Source organism: Rhodococcus sp. NPDC003318 (assembly GCF_042879035.1).
In the GTDB taxonomy this organism is placed as follows: domain Bacteria; phylum Actinomycetota; class Actinomycetes; order Mycobacteriales; family Mycobacteriaceae; genus Rhodococcus_G.
Genome location: NZ_JBIAOU010000002.1, coordinates 256,909 through 271,091, shown reverse-complemented (window position 1 = coordinate 271,091; position 14,183 = coordinate 256,909). Strand labels below are relative to the sequence as shown.

The window sequence follows — 14,183 nt, the reverse complement described above, 5'->3', positions numbered from 1 at the left end:
GCCGTGGTGGGGTGGGGGGGCGGGGGGGGGGGGCGCGCCGAGCGGCCCCCACGCTCGGGGGGGGGGGGGGGGGGGCGGGGGGGGGGGGTGGGGGGGCCCCCCCCCCCCCCCCGCCCACCACTGCGCGAAGCGCATCATCTGGTGAAGCCGAACAGGTGGCCCGCGACCTTGCGCATCTGGATCTCCTCGGCGCCCTCGGTGATGCGGTACCGCCGATGATGGCGGTAGATGTGCTCGAACGGCAGGTGACGGCTGTACCCCATGCCGCCGTGCACCTGCATCGCCCAGTCCGCGGCGTCGCACACCAACCGGTTGGCGCGGTAGTTGCACATCGAGACGCGGTCGGAGACCTCCATGTGCGAGCGGGTGTCGAGGTCGCGTGCGGTGGCCCGGATCAGCTCGCGCAGCATCGCGGCGTCGGTGTGCAGTTCGACGAGCGGCCACTGGATCGCCTGGCGGGCGGCGAGCGGCTGCCCGAAGGTCACCCGCTCGCGGGCGTAGGCGACCGACTCGTCGATGCAGTACTGCGCGGCACCGAGGCTGGACGCGGCCTGGCGGATTCGGTTCTCGTGCACGAAGTTCTGCGCGATCTCCAGTCCGCGCCCCTCCTCGCCGAGGATCGCGGAGTCGGGCACCCGGACGCCGCGCAGCGTCACGTCGGCGTGGTCGGTCGGCATGTTCAGCGTCCAGCGGAACAGGCCGATGGTGAAGCCGGGTGCGTCGACCGGGACGAGGAACGCGGTGATGCCGCGGGCGTCGCCCGGCTTGCCGCTGGTGCGGGCGAAGACCAGGTCGTGGGTGGCCACGTGCATGCCGGTGTTCCAGCGCTTGGCGCCGTCGAGAATCCAGTCGCCGCCGGAGCGCACGCCGACGGTCTCCATCCACGTCGCGTCCGAGCCGTGGTCGGGTTCGGTGAGGCCGAATCCGAGTCCGCGCTCGCCGGTGATCAGCGCCTCGACGAACTCGCTGCGCTGCTCGTCGGTGCCGAACTTCCAGACCAGGTGCGCGGACGGGAAGTTGCCCACGATCGACGACTCGTCCTGCAGGTCGTTGTGCAGGCCCAGGCCGCGATGCGCGAGGTGCTCGCGCACGATCGCCATCTCCAGGTTGCCGGCCTCGCTGCCGCCGAGCTCGGCGGGCAGGTCGCGCCGCAGGAACCCGGCCCGGTCCGCTCGCCTGCGCATCTCCGTCAGCAGCTCGTGCCACTCGGCGCGCGGCAGCCCGCCGGCCTCGAAGTCGGTCCGCGCCCACTCGCGCCGGTGGTCGAAGAACCGCTCGTTGTCGTCGGCGGCCTGGAGCGGCGCGATCTGCTCCTCGATGAACCGATCCAGGTCCGTCAACAACTGCGCGGTGTCGGCGGGGATGCCGGAATCCATGGTGCCCCCCTTGTGCGGAATGACCTCTGAACGATCGTTCATCTATGACCGTACAGCGATGACTTTCCGGTAACAAGAGTGAGCATTGACATGCTGAAATTGCCCTTCTGTTGCCACCGGCCGAGGGTGTGCAATGATTGAGCAATCATTCATTCAGCCGAAGGAGGGGTCGCGGTGCGCAAGCGGTCCGAGACCATCGACACCGACTTTCGGAGCTCGGCGGTCCAGGGCACCGACGACGCGACCGTCGCCGACGTGATCAACGCCGCCGTCCGAACGTGGGTCGAGAAGGGCTACCACGGCACGTCGGTGCGCGACCTCGCCGCCGCCGCCGGCGTCAGCGTCGGCACGCTGTACAACCACGTCGGCTCCAAACACGATCTGCTGGTCCTGATCATGAACCGGGTGATGGACGGCCTCGTCACCCGCACCGAGGACGTCCTGTTCCGGGCGGGCACCGACCCCGCCGAGAGGTTGCGCGCCATCGTCGGCGTCCACGTCGAGGCACACGCGGCGAGGCCGTACGAGTCCATGCTCGGCAACACCGAACTGCGCAGCCTCGAACCGGCCGCGCTCGCACTCGTCGTCAGCAAACGCGACGCGCAGCAACGCATGTTCGACCGGGTCGTCGCCGACGGCGTCGACCGCGGATCGTTCACCACGACCGACCCGGTCAACGCGTCCCGTTTCGTCGTCTCGGCCTGCACCGCGGTCGCCACCTGGTTTCGTCCGGGTGGCTCGATGAGCGCGGCCGACGTCGTCGATCGCTACCAGCGGATCGCCCTCGACGCAGTCGGCTACCGGGGCGCGGTCGCACACCAGGAGGAGAAGTCATGACACCCACCGCCCTCGCCGAGGCCGTCGCGGATCGGTACGCCGACGCGGGCAACGGGCCCACCACGATCACCGGCCTGCAACGACTGACGGGCGGCGCGAGCCGGGAGACCTGGTCGATGACCGCCGTGTCCGACCGATCCCCCGACACCGAACTGATCCTGCGGCGGGACCCGCCGGGCCTGGAGGAGCCGGAACGGATGGCGCTCGAGGCCGCGTCCATCATCGAGGCACGCCGCGCCGGAGTCCCCGTTCCGCGTCTCTACGCACACAGCCGCCCCGGCACGACCGACGACACCCTGGGCACGGCGTACATGCTGATGGAGAAGCTGCCGGGCGAGGCGTTGCCCCAGCGTCTGCTCCGCGACCCCGAGTACGCGGACATCCGACCCCGGCTCGCGTACGAGGCGGGACGCACGCTCGCACGGATTCACCGGATGGATCCCGAACGTGTTGCCGGCCTGGCGGACCAGGACCCGATCGAGTCGCTCTTCCCGCTGTACCTGTCCATCGGATCGCGGCTGCCCGCCCTCGACCTCGCGTTCCGCTGGCTCCGCGAACACCGACCGGAGACCACCCGGAAGGCAGTCGTCCACGGCGACTTCCGCAACGGGAACCTTCTCGTCGAGCCCGACGGGATCCGCGCGGTGCTGGACTGGGAACTGGTCCACCTGGGCGATCCGATGGAGGACCTGGGCTGGCTGTGCACGAAGACGTGGCGCTTCGGGTCATCGGCACCGGTCGGCGGATTCGGCGAGCGGGACGAACTGTTCCGCGGGTACGCCGACGAGTGCGGTGTCGCGCCGGATCCGGCGGCCGTGCACTGGTGGGAGGTCTACGGCACGCTGCGCTGGGCGTACATGTGCCGGCTGCAGGCCAGTCGCGGATCGGACTCCGGATCGAACCCGCTCGAACTCCTCGCGATCGGGCGCCGCATCACCGAATGCGAACACGACCTGCTGAACCTGCTCGGCGTGGGCACGGCCGAGCGGCCGTCGACACCGCCCGAGGGCCCCGCCGACGACGACCTGTTCGGGACGCCGAGCGCCGCGGCCCTGCTCGGGGCGGTGCGCGGGTTCGTCCGCTCGCAGTCCGACGACGCCACCGGCCGGTCCCGCTACCTCGGCCGGGTGGCCGGGAACGTCCTCGGTGTCGTCGAGCGGGAACTCACCACCGGTGACGCCGCACGCCGCGACCACCGCGCGCGGCTCGCCGCCCTGAACCTGCGCAGCGAGGCGGAACTGGCAGTCGCCCTGGCCGAGGGTGCGCTCTCGATCGAGACCGCCGAGGTCGCGGATGCCGTCCGCGGCGCCGTCGCCGCGCGCCTCGCCGTCGCCGCACCGAACTACGTGTAGGTGCCTTCGGCGCTCGTGCGCGGTTCGGGGGTCCCCCGACCCGTCAACCCCGCACGAGCGCGTAGCGCTCGCCGCGGGCCAGCAGGGCCGCGTACCGGCCGCCGAGCGCGACCAGGTCGTCGTGGCTGCCGCGTTCGACGATCCGGCCGCGGTCGAGGACGGCGATCTGGTCGGCGCCGCGGATCGTGGAGAGCCGGTGGGCGATCGTGATCGTGGTGCGCCCGGCGCTGACGGTGTCGAGGGCCCGCTGCACGGCCGCCTCGGTCTCGTTGTCGAGGGCGCTGGTGGCCTCGTCGAGAACCAGGATCCTCGGGTCCCGCAGCAGGGTCCGGGCGATCGCGATGCGCTGCTTCTCCCCGCCCGAGAACCGGTGCCCGCGGGCGCCGACGACGGTGCCGTAGCCGTCGGGCAGCGAGGCGATCAGGTCGTGGACCTGCGCGGCGCGGGCGGCCGCCTCGATCTCGGCGTCGGTGACGCCGGGCCGGGCGTGCCGCAGGTTCTCGCGGATCGTGGAGTGCAGCAGGTAGGTCTCCTGGGAGACGACGCCGACGAGTTCGGACAGCTCGGCGAGGGTGATGTCGCGCAGGTCGACGCCGTCGATGCGGACGACGCCCGACGTCGGGTCGTGCAGCCGCGCGACAAGTGACGCGAGAGTGGTCTTGCCGGAGCCGGTTTCGCCGACCAGCGCGAGGGACGACCCGGCGGGCACGTCGATCGCGATGTCGTCGAGTGCGTGTCGGTCGCCGCCCTCGTACCGGAACCCGACGTGGTCGAACGTGACGGTGCCGTGGACCCGATCCCGCGGCATCGGGACCGGACGCTCCGGATCGTCGATGTCGACGGGCAGGTCGAGGTATTCGAAGATCCGGCTGAACAGCGCCAGCGACGCGGTCACCGAGACACCGACGTCGAGCAGGCTCATCAGCGGCCGGAACAGGGCGCCCTGCAGTCCGGTGAAGGCGACGAGGGTGCCGATCGTCATGCCGCCCGAGGTCGCGGGCAGGCCGGCGACGAGGTAGAGCAGCGCCGGGATGGCGGCGAAGACGATGTTCATCGTGGCCATCCGCCAGCGGCCCGACAGCTGCGATCGGACCTCGAGGTCGGACAGGCGCGCGGACGTGTCGGCGAACCGCTGCGACATCGCCGGTCCGGCGCCGAGGGTCTTGGAGAGCGCAATTCCGCTGACCGACAACGACTCCTCGATCTGCGTCTGCATGTCGGCGAGGGTCCGTTGCCGCTGCGCGGTGATCTCGCGGCGCATCCGCGCGACGCGGCGGGTCAGCCAGATCGCGGGCGGCAGCACGAGCAGCGAGAGCAGTGACAGCCGCCAGCTGAGCACCGCCATCGCGACGGCGGTGCCGACGACGGTGGTGACGTTCGACGCGATCGACGTGGCGGTGGAGGTGACGACGGTCTGCATGCCGCCGATGTCGTTGGTCAGCCGGGACTGGATCTCACCGCCGCGGGTGCGGGTGAAGAAGCCCAGCGACTGCCGCTGCAGGTGCGCGAACACGCGGGTCCGCAGTCCGTGCATGATCCGCTGGCCGACGGTGGTGGAGATCCAGGTCTGCGCGACGCCGAGCACCGAGCCGGCGACCGTGACGGCCAGCATGCCGATCACCGCCCACACGAGCAGGGTGACGTCCTGCTGCGGGATGGCGCGGTCGATGACGGCGCGCACGAGGAACGGGTTGGCGAGCGTGATCACGGACGACGCGACGATGAGCGCGACGACGACGGCGATCTGCAGTCGGTAGGGGGCGAACAGGGCGCCGATCCGGCGCAGGCTCACGGGCTTCTCGGCCAGTTGGGCGCGATCGGCGGGGTCGATCTTCACGGGACGGCCCGGTCCGGGTCCGCCGGGAAATTGGGGGATTGTCATACACCACCCCTCTCGCAGTGTCGGGGTAAGACATACTGAGGTTGCCTCACAATGAGGGAGGCGTCAAGTGCCTGTACGCTGAATCACCGTGACCGCCGACCGTCCCGACACCCTCCGGGACCTCGTCATGTCGACCTCACGGGGCCTGCGCCGACGGTGGATAGCGGCACTCGAACCCTGGCAGCTCAGCCCGCACGAATCGCGGGCACTGCACGTGATCGGCCACGGACCGGACGGCCGGCCGCGCCTCGGCGACGTCGCGAAGGCACTGCGCATCGCGCCGCGGTCCGCGACCGAGGTCGTCGACCGGCTCGAGGAACGCGGGCTCGTCGAGCGGATCCCGGACGCGCACGACCGCCGCGCCACGTGCGTACGCCTGACCGGCGACGGCGCGCGGACCGTCCGAGAGCTCGAGCAGGCCCGCGACGCCGACGCCGACGACTACTTCGCCGTCCTGAGCGACGAGGACCGCGCCGAGCTGCGCCGCATCCTCACCAAACTGCGCTGATCCACCGGTCCCCCACCGGCTGAAGGCGCCCTTCGTCTCGATGGGCCGCACGAAGGCCACCTTCAGCCAACACACCAGCCCACGCACCCCACGCACCCCACCGGCCGGTCCCCCACCGGCTGAAGGCGCCCTTCGTCTCGATGAACCGAACGAAAGCGCCCTTCAGCCGGTCGTGGACGCGACTAGAGGATGGGGGACGGCGAGTAGGTCGCGGCGTCGGGGTGGGACTCGACGAGCTTCTCGACCTGCGCGACGACGGACACCACCTGCGCCTCGGCGGCACCGACGAACGCGGACTTGTCGGCGAGCGCGGCATCGAGCGCGGCGCGGTCGAGCGGCAGCCGGTCGTCGGCGGCGAGCCGGTCCAGCAGGTCGGGCTCGCGCCCCTCCTCCCGCATCGCCAACGCGACGGCGACCGCGTGCTCCTTGATGACCTCGTGCGCGGTCTCGCGGCCGACCCCGGCGCGGACCGCGGCCATCAGCACCTTCGTGGTCGCCAGGAACGGCAGGTAGCGGGTCAGTTCCTTCTCGATCACCGCCGGGTAGGCGCCGAACTCGTCGAGCACGGTCAGGAAGGTCTCGATCTGCCCGTCGATCGCGAAGAACGCGTCCGGCAGCGCGACACGGCGGACGACGGAGCAGAAGACGTCGCCCTCGTTCCACTGCGCACCGGCGAGTTCGGCGGCCATCGACGCGTAGCCGCGCAGCACCACCTGCAGACCGTTGACGCGCTCGCAGGAGCGGGTGTTCATCTTGTGCGGCATCGCGGAGCTGCCGACCTGGCCGGGCTGGAAGCCCTCGGTGACCAGCTCGTGGCCGGCCATCAGCCGGATGGTGTGCGCGAACGACGACGGGCCCGCACCGACCTGGACCAGCGCGGACAGCACGTCGTGGTCGAGCGAGCGGGGGTAGACCTGGCCGACGCTGGTCAGCACGTGCGCGAAGCCCAGGTGCTCGGCCACCTTCCGCTCGAGGGTCTCGAGCTTCTCGGCGTCGCCGTCGAGCAGGTCGAGCATGTCCTGCGCGGTGCCCATCGGGCCCTTGATGCCGCGCAGCGGGTAGCGGTCGATCAGTTCGCGCAGGCGGGTCAGCGCCACGAGCAGCTCGTCGGCGGCGGACGCGAACCGCTTGCCGAGGGTGGTGGCCTGCGCGGCGACGTTGTGCGAGCGACCGGCCATCACCAGCGACGAGTACTGAGCGGCCTTCTCGGCGAGCCGCGCGGCGACCGCGACACCGTGGGCGTGCACGTGCTCGAGGGACCGGACGATCTGCAGCTGCTCGACGTTCTCGGTGAGGTCGCGGCTGGTCATGCCCTTGTGGACGTGCTCGTGCCCGGCGAGGGCGTTGAACTCCTCGATCCGCGCCTTCACGTCGTGCCGGGTGACGCGTTCCCGTTCGGCGATCGAGTCGAGGTCGACATTGTCGATGACACGCTCGTAATCGGCGAGGGCCTGCTCGGGGACGTCGATCCCCAGGCCGGCCTGGGCCCGCAGAACCGCCAGCCACAGCTGACGCTCGAGGACGATCTTGTACTCGGGCGACCACAGCGCCTTGAGCTCGGGGCTGGCATAGCGGGTGGCAAGGACGTTCGGGATGCGGCTCACGGACACCCAGTTTACGGCCACCGCGCAGGTGCCGATCCCCGACCGGCCCGTCACGGCGGAGTCCGGCGGCTCGTCAGTTGCCCAACGCGGCGCTGCGTTCGAGCCGCGACAGCGCCTCCTCGACCTCGGCCGTCGCGCCGGCGAACGAGATCCGCAACGTCCGGTCTCCCCGCACGACGTCGAAGTCGATGCCCGGCGCAAGGGCAACTCCGGTCTCGTTCAACAGGTTCGCGCACCAGGTGGTCGAGTCGTCGGTCAGGTGCCCGATGTCGGCGTACACGTAGAAGGCACCGTCGGCGGGCGCGAGTTCGGTGATCCCGAGCCGCGGCAGTTCCGCCAACAGCAGGTCCCGGTTGACCGCGTACCGCCGCACGTGACCGTCCAGTTCCGCCTTCGACTCGTCGGTGAACGCCGCGACCGCCGCGTACTGCGAGATCGACGGCGGGCACACCGTCATGTTGGACGCCAGCCGCTGCAGCGGACGAATCATCGCGTCGGGCACCACCGCCCAGCCCAGTCGCCAGCCGGTCATCGAGAAGTACTTCGACACCGAGCCGATCACGACGGACTCGCGGGAGGTTTCCCAGGCACTCGAGGTCGGCTCGGTTCCGAACTCGATGCCGTGGTAGATCTCGTCGGAGATCAGCAGGGTGCCGTGGTCCTCGCACCAGCGCGCGAGGGCGGCGAGTTCGGCGGGGTCGATGACGGTGCCCGTCGGGTTCGCGGGGCTCGCCACGATCAGGCCGGCCGGTGGCGCGTCCAGCGCGTCGAGCATCGCGACGGTCGGCTGGTAGCGCGTCTGCGGTCCGCAGTCGAGTTCGACGACGCGGCAGCCGAGCGCGGTGAGCGTGTTCCGGTAGGCCGGATAGCCCGGGCGGGCGACGACGACGGTGTCGCCGATGTCGAACGCCGCGAGGAACAGCAGGGTGAACGCGCCGGAGGAGCCGGTGGTGACGACGACGTTCTCGGGGTCGACGTCGATCCCCGATCGCGCCGAGTGGTACCCGGCGATGGCCTCGCGCAGCGGCGCGATGCCGAGTGTCTCGGTGTAGCCCAGGACCTGCGAGGCGATCGCCTCGCCGGCGGCTCTCAGCACGGGCGCGGGCGCGGGCGTCGACGGCTGCCCGGCCGCGAGGGTCAGGACGTCACCGTGGGTGCGGGCCCGCTCCGTCGCCGCCTTCCACACGTCCATGACGTGGAAGGCGGGGATCCGGGACCGCTGGGAGTCTGCGCGCACGACCCGACGTTAGGCCATGGGCGCCCCGGGCCCGGCGGCTCCCCCGGCGAGCGCGTCCCGCTGCGCGTCGACGGTCTCCCGGAGCGCACCGATCACGGCCGCCACCTCCGGGCGACGCAGCCCCTCGGGTCTCGTGACGAGCCAGTACGCGAGCCGCGCCTCCACCTTCGCGGGCAGCACGCGGACCAGGTCGTCGTGGCGGTCGGCCATGAAACTGGGCAGCAACCCGATCCCGGCGGCGGCGCGCGTCGCCTCGACGTGGACGAAGACGTTGGTCGACGTCACCGACTCCCGCATCGAGACGGTGAGCCGACGCGGCAGATCGAGCTCGTCGACCTGGAGCATCGAGTCGATGAAGTAGACGAGCGGATGGTCGCTCAACTCGGCCACGGTCCGCGGCGTGCCGTGCTCCGCGAGGTACGACCGCGACGCGTACAACCCGAGGGTGTAGTCGGCCAGCCACATCGCCTCCGCGCGGTGGACCTGCGGTTTCCCGACCACCACCTCGATGTCGAGCCCCGACCGGTGCTGGGACGCGCGGCGGGTCACCGCCACGATCTCGACGGCCACGCCGGGATGCCGTCGCCGCAGCAGCGATCCGGCCGGCGCCGCGATGTATGCGCTGAACCCGTCGGTGGCCGAGATCCGGACGACGCCCTTGAGGTGGTCGTCGCCGGCCGGGTCGACGACGAGTCCGTGGACGGCCGCCTCGACCCGCTCGGCGGCGACGAGTGCCTGCCTGCCGAGATCGGTGAGCTCCCAGCCGCCGGCGGCCTTGGCGAGGACGCGTCCCCCGAGGCTGCGTTCGAGCGACGCGATCCGTCGCGAGATGGTGGTGTGGTTGACGCCGAGGTCGTCGGCGGCGGAGGTGAACCGGCCGGTCCGCGCGACCGCGAGCAGCACGAGCAGGTCGTCGGCGCTGGGCATGGGCGGTCCGAGATTCACATCTGCATATTCGCACATCTGGGCTGCAGGATCAGCCATTGTAGGCGCAGAAACATGCATCAATACTCGGCAGGAACAGCAAGTTGTGTCACCGGTCACACGGTTCGAGCGAGGAGATGCGCATGAGTGTCGGCGAGACCACACGCGTGGAGAAGAACCCGCCTTCCGGGTTGAAGAAGGTGGTCGGCGCCTCGATGGCGGGCACCGTCGTCGAGTGGTACGAGTTCTTCCTGTACGGAACCGCGGCGACCCTGGTGTTCAGCAAGGTGTTCTTCCCCGCGGGCGGCAACGAGTTCGACGCCATCATCGCCGCATTCGTGACCTACGCCGTCGGCTTCGTCGCCCGACCGCTCGGTGGCATAGTGTTCGGTCACTTCGGGGACAAGTTCGGGCGCAAGCAACTCCTGCAGTTCAGCCTCCTCCTCGTCGGTGTGGCGACCTTCCTGATGGGATGCCTGCCCACGTTCGGGCAGATCGGCTACTGGGCACCGGCCCTGCTCGTGACGCTGAGGTTCGTCCAGGGCTTCGCGGTCGGCGGCGAATGGGGCGGCGCGGTGCTGCTGGTCGCCGAGCACAGCCCGAACCGGTCCCGCGGATTCTGGGCGTCGTGGCCGCAGGCCGGCGTGCCCGCGGGCAACCTCGTCGCGACCGTCGTCCTGCTGATCCTCACGACCACACTGTCCGACGCCGCATTCCTGAGCTGGGGCTGGCGCGTCGCGTTCTGGTTGTCCGCCGTCATCGTGCTCGTCGGCTACTACATCCGCACCAAGGTGACCGACGCGCCGATCTTCGTCGAGGCCCAGAAGGAGGCCGAGCAGATCAAGGCGAACTCCTTCAGCGTCGTCGAGGTTCTGAAGCGGTACCCGCGGGGCGTGCTGACCGCGATGGGACTGCGATTCGGCGAGAACGTCATGTACTACCTCGTCGTCACCTTCTCGATCACCTACCTCAAGGTCGTGGTGAAGACCGACACCGCGCAGATCCTGTGGTGGATGCTGATCGCGCACGCCGTGCACTTCGCGGCAATTCCCTTGGTGGGACGGCTGTCCGACACCCTCGGCCGCCGGCCGGTGTACATGATCGGCGCGGTCACCGCGGGCACGTGGGGCTTCTTCGCCTTCCCGATGATGAACAGCGGACACAACGCCGTCATCCTCGGTGCGATCATCATCGGCCTGGTGTTTCACGCGTTCATGTACGCCGGGCAGCCGGCGATCATGGCGGAGATGTTCCCGACCCGCATGCGGTATTCGGGTGTCTCGCTCGGCTACCAGGTGACCTCGATCGTCGCCGGTTCGCTCGCCCCGATCATCGCGACCGGCCTCCTGAGCCGCTACCACTCGGCGTGGCCGATCGCGATCTACCTGGCCGTCGCCTGCCTGATCACCGTCGTCGCCGTGATCGCCGCCCGCGAGACGAAGGGCATCGCACTCGAGTCCGTCGACGCGGCGGACGCCCGGATCCTCGCCGGCGAGAAGGCCGGAGTCCCGGCATGAGTCACCCCGAACGGACCCTCGTCGGGCGCCGAGCCCTGGTCACGGGCGGCGCGAGCGGCATCGGCGCCGCGTCCGCCCGGGCGCTCGCCGCCCGCGGTGCGCACGTCACCGTCGCCGACGTCGACGACGTGGCCGCCAAGTCACTCGCCGACGAGATCGACGGAGCCGCCTGGCACGTCGACCTTCTCGACACCGAGGCGCTGGAGGACCTCTCGCTCGAAACGGACATCCTCGTCAACAACGCCGGAATCCAGACGATCAGCGCGATCGAGGACTTCCGGCCCGCCGACTTCCGTCGGATCCAGACCCTCATGGTCGAGGCCCCGTTCCTGCTGATCCGCGCGGCGCTGCCGCACATGTACGCGACCGGCTTCGGCCGGATCCTCAACGTGTCGTCGGTCCACGGGCTGGTGGCGTCCCCGTTCAAGTCCGCCTACGTCACCGCGAAGCACGCACTCGAGGGTCTGTCCAAGGTGACGGCGCTCGAGGGCGGCCCGCGGGGCGTCACCAGCAACTGCGTGAACCCCGGCTACGTCTCGACTCCGTTGGTGCACAAGCAGATCGCCGACCAGGCGCAGGTGCACGGCATCAGCGAATCCGATGTGGTCGAGAAGGTGATGCTGACCGAGAGCGCGATCAAGCGTCTCGTCGAACCGGACGAGGTCGGCGAGCTCGTGGCGTGGCTCGCCGCCCCCGGCGCCGCGATGGTCACCGGCGCGTCCTACACCATGGACGGCGGTTGGACCGCACGGTGAGGCCACCGATCGGCGCCGAGCGCACACTGGAGCAGTGGTGCCCTCGGCGTCGATCCTGCTGCGTGTCCTGGTGGGTGCGCTCGCACTGCTGTGCGTCCTCGCGTTCGTCGCGTGGGTGTTCCAGCGCCGACTGATCTACCTCCCCGACAACTCCCCCGTGCCGCCCGCGTCGAGCGTGCTACCCGACGCCGAGGACGTCCGGTTGACGACGGCCGACGGCCTCGAGCTGGGCGGGTGGTACGTCCCCCCGGTCGCCGGACCGGGCCGGGACCTCACCGTCCTGGTCATGAACGGCAACGGCGGCAACCGAGCGGGGCGCGCCTCCCTTGCTGCCGCGCTCTCCCGCGACGGCTTCGCGGTGCTGCTCTTCGACTACCGCGGGTACGGCGGCAATCCGGGGTCGCCGACATCCACGGGACTCGGACTCGACGCCCGGGCCGCACACCGGTTCCTGCTACAGGACAAGCGGGTACAACCGTCGCAGCTGCTGTACTTCGGCGAGAGCCTGGGCACCGCGGTGGCGGGCGATCTCGCCGTCGACCATCCGCCGGCGGGACTGCTGCTCCGGTCGCCGTTCACCGACATGGAGTCCCTCGCGCGGCGCATGTTCTTCGGGCTGCCCGTCGGGTTCCTGCTGCGTGACCGGTTCGCGGTCGCGGAGGCGGTGTCGAGGATCGACGTCCCGACGACAGTCGTGTACGGCACCGCCGACGACGTCGTGCCACCCGAGCAGAGCAGGGCCGTGGCCGCGGCCGCGGGCGGACCGGTCGACGTCGTCGCGCTGGCCGGCGCCGGCCACAACGACGCCGTCATGTTCGGCGACGCCCTGGCAGGGGCGGTGGCGGCGCTGGCGGACCGGATCGACGCTCAGGAGTAGCCGGGCGAAAAACCGCCCCCGACAGCGGGGTTCACCGGTACATTGTTCCGACCGTCTCGACCTGCGGACTTGCCGGGTTTGTGCAGGAGAGCGCCGGATCGACGCGCCCCACGACCACGGTCGTCGTCACTAGGGTCGGTGAACACCGTCGACCCACGAAAGGCTGGCACCACATGCGCCGTGTCACCGGATGGCTCACCGGACTGACCGTCTGCACCCTCATGACCTCCCTGGCAACCGCCGGTCCAGCGACGGCGGCACCGGTCGCCGCGGACGCGGGCACGATCGTCGCGGAACGGCCCATCGGGCCGGGCTCCGCAGTCCCGGGAGCCGCCGACTCCCGCACGGTCACCTACCGGACGACGGGCGCCGAGGGCCTGGCGAACGCGATGATCTTCGAACCCGAAGGCACACCGCCGCAGGGGGGTTGGCCGATCGTCGCGTGGGCCCACGGCACCGTCGGGATGGCGGACCAGGACGCGCCCTCGAACACCGGCGTCAATTACCAGCTCTACCGCGACCTGTTCAGCGACTGGCTGCGGCGCGGTTTCCTCGTCGTCGCCACCGACTACGCCGGACTGGGCACGCCGGGAGTGCATCCGTACCTCGACGCCGACGTCGCCGCGCACAACGTCGTCGACTCGGTGCGCGCGGCCCGCTCACTTCATCCGGAGGCGTCGGACGTCTGGGCGGTCGCCGGGCAGTCGCAAGGCGGTCACGCCGCGCTCGCTACCGCGGTTCGGGCCGAAACCCTCTCGCCGGAACTGGATTTCCGCGGCACCTTCGCCAGCGGCGCACCGACGAACCTGGACCGGCTCGCCGCGCTGGCCGGGCCCGACTTCCCGGATCTGCACCTCGACGGCCTCACGCTGTACATGGTGTACGTCGCCGCCGGCCTGCGGCAGTCGCGCCCGGACGTGGATGTGGACAGCTACCTGACCCCGCTGGGCCGCGAACTGGTCGATGCCGCGGACACCACCCCGCTCGACGTGTTCCGGCCCAGCGTGGCGAGTGTGCCCCTCGGCAGCCTCTTCACGAGGCCGCTCGCGGGAACCCCGATCCCGCAGGCGCTGACCGACTACCTCGGTGTTCCCACAACGGGTTTCGACGAGCCGGTGATGCTGGTGCAGGGTCTGGCCGACCACGTGGTCCCGCCGCCGCTGACGCTGTGGTATTCGGCCGAACTGGCGCTTTCCGGCGAACCCCCCGAACTGCTGCTGCCCGCAGGCGGACACATCAGCAGCCTCGAACAGTCCGTTCCCGAGATCGGCGCCTTCCTCGAGCGAATCCTCGCACCGTGAGTCCTTCCGGCCC

12 protein-coding genes are annotated in these 14,183 nt (G+C 70.6%); 7 read left to right on the top strand and 5 right to left on the bottom strand.

What is annotated here, in order from left to right:
• Positions 1-134 precede the first annotated feature (134 nt).
• On the bottom strand, positions 135-1,376 hold the full coding sequence (locus tag ACFYVR_RS06460) for an acyl-CoA dehydrogenase family protein (RefSeq protein WP_387471192.1): 1,242 nt from the start codon (positions 1,374-1,376) through the stop codon (positions 135-137).
• 174 nt (positions 1,377-1,550) lie between these two features.
• Between ACFYVR_RS06460 and ACFYVR_RS06455 the strand changes: the two genes are divergently transcribed.
• Both ACFYVR_RS06455 and ACFYVR_RS06450 read left to right on the top strand, forming a co-directional pair.
• Entirely contained in the window at positions 1,551-2,213 is a 663-nt protein-coding gene (locus ACFYVR_RS06455) for a TetR/AcrR family transcriptional regulator (RefSeq protein ID WP_387470864.1), read from the top strand.
• Positions 2,210-3,565 carry a phosphotransferase family protein gene (locus ACFYVR_RS06450; RefSeq protein ID WP_387470862.1) on the top strand — a complete coding sequence of 452 codons (1,356 nt, stop codon included), beginning with the start codon at positions 2,210-2,212 and terminating at the stop codon, positions 3,563-3,565. Before ACFYVR_RS06455 ends, ACFYVR_RS06450 begins: the two co-directional genes overlap by 4 nt.
• A gap of 43 nt (positions 3,566-3,608) precedes the next feature.
• Here the strand turns inward: ACFYVR_RS06450 and ACFYVR_RS06445 are convergent, their stop codons facing one another.
• Complete coding sequence (locus ACFYVR_RS06445) at positions 3,609-5,447, bottom strand: ABC transporter ATP-binding protein (protein ID WP_387470860.1); 1,839 nt, start codon at positions 5,445-5,447, stop codon at positions 3,609-3,611.
• A gap of 127 nt (positions 5,448-5,574) precedes the next feature.
• Here ACFYVR_RS06445 and ACFYVR_RS06440 point away from each other — a divergent pair, with 127 nt between their 5' ends.
• Positions 5,575-5,955 (top strand): MarR family winged helix-turn-helix transcriptional regulator, encoded by a 381-nt coding sequence (locus ACFYVR_RS06440; RefSeq protein WP_387471190.1) that lies wholly within the window; start codon positions 5,575-5,577, stop codon positions 5,953-5,955.
• 182 nt (positions 5,956-6,137) lie between these two features.
• Here ACFYVR_RS06440 and purB read toward each other — a convergent pair whose 3' ends face one another.
• From purB to ACFYVR_RS06425, 3 genes are all read right to left on the bottom strand, one after another.
• A complete protein-coding gene (gene purB, locus ACFYVR_RS06435) occupies positions 6,138-7,559 on the bottom strand; it encodes an adenylosuccinate lyase (protein WP_387470858.1) in 1,422 nt (473 codons plus the stop codon).
• Positions 7,560-7,632: 73 nt separating this feature from the next.
• Positions 7,633-8,796, bottom strand: coding sequence for a pyridoxal phosphate-dependent aminotransferase (locus tag ACFYVR_RS06430; protein ID WP_387470856.1), 1,164 nt, complete (start codon positions 8,794-8,796; stop codon positions 7,633-7,635).
• Between the two features lie 9 nt (positions 8,797-8,805).
• The gene (locus tag ACFYVR_RS06425; protein WP_387470854.1) at positions 8,806-9,723 is read right to left on the bottom strand and encodes a LysR family transcriptional regulator; all 918 of its coding nucleotides are present in this window, start codon (positions 9,721-9,723) and stop codon (positions 8,806-8,808) included.
• 140 nt (positions 9,724-9,863) lie between these two features.
• On the opposite strand from ACFYVR_RS06425, the gene ACFYVR_RS06420 reads away from it, so the two are divergent.
• The 4 genes from ACFYVR_RS06420 (at position 9,864) to ACFYVR_RS06405 (ending at position 14,170) form a co-directional block, all read left to right on the top strand.
• Positions 9,864-11,237: an MFS transporter gene (locus tag ACFYVR_RS06420; RefSeq protein WP_387470852.1), complete on the top strand. Its 1,374-nt coding sequence runs from the start codon at positions 9,864-9,866 to the stop codon at positions 11,235-11,237.
• Positions 11,234-11,992 (top strand): 3-hydroxybutyrate dehydrogenase, encoded by a 759-nt coding sequence (locus ACFYVR_RS06415; RefSeq protein WP_387470850.1) that lies wholly within the window; start codon positions 11,234-11,236, stop codon positions 11,990-11,992. The genes ACFYVR_RS06420 and ACFYVR_RS06415 overlap by 4 nt, the downstream gene beginning before the upstream one ends.
• 55 nt (positions 11,993-12,047) lie before the next feature.
• Positions 12,048-12,869: an alpha/beta hydrolase gene (locus ACFYVR_RS06410; RefSeq protein ID WP_387471188.1), complete on the top strand. Its 822-nt coding sequence runs from the start codon at positions 12,048-12,050 to the stop codon at positions 12,867-12,869.
• Positions 12,870-13,042: 173 nt separating this feature from the next.
• Positions 13,043-14,170 carry a lipase family protein gene (locus ACFYVR_RS06405; RefSeq protein ID WP_387470848.1) on the top strand — a complete coding sequence of 376 codons (1,128 nt, stop codon included), beginning with the start codon at positions 13,043-13,045 and terminating at the stop codon, positions 14,168-14,170.
• The last annotated feature ends 13 nt before the right edge of the window (positions 14,171-14,183 follow it).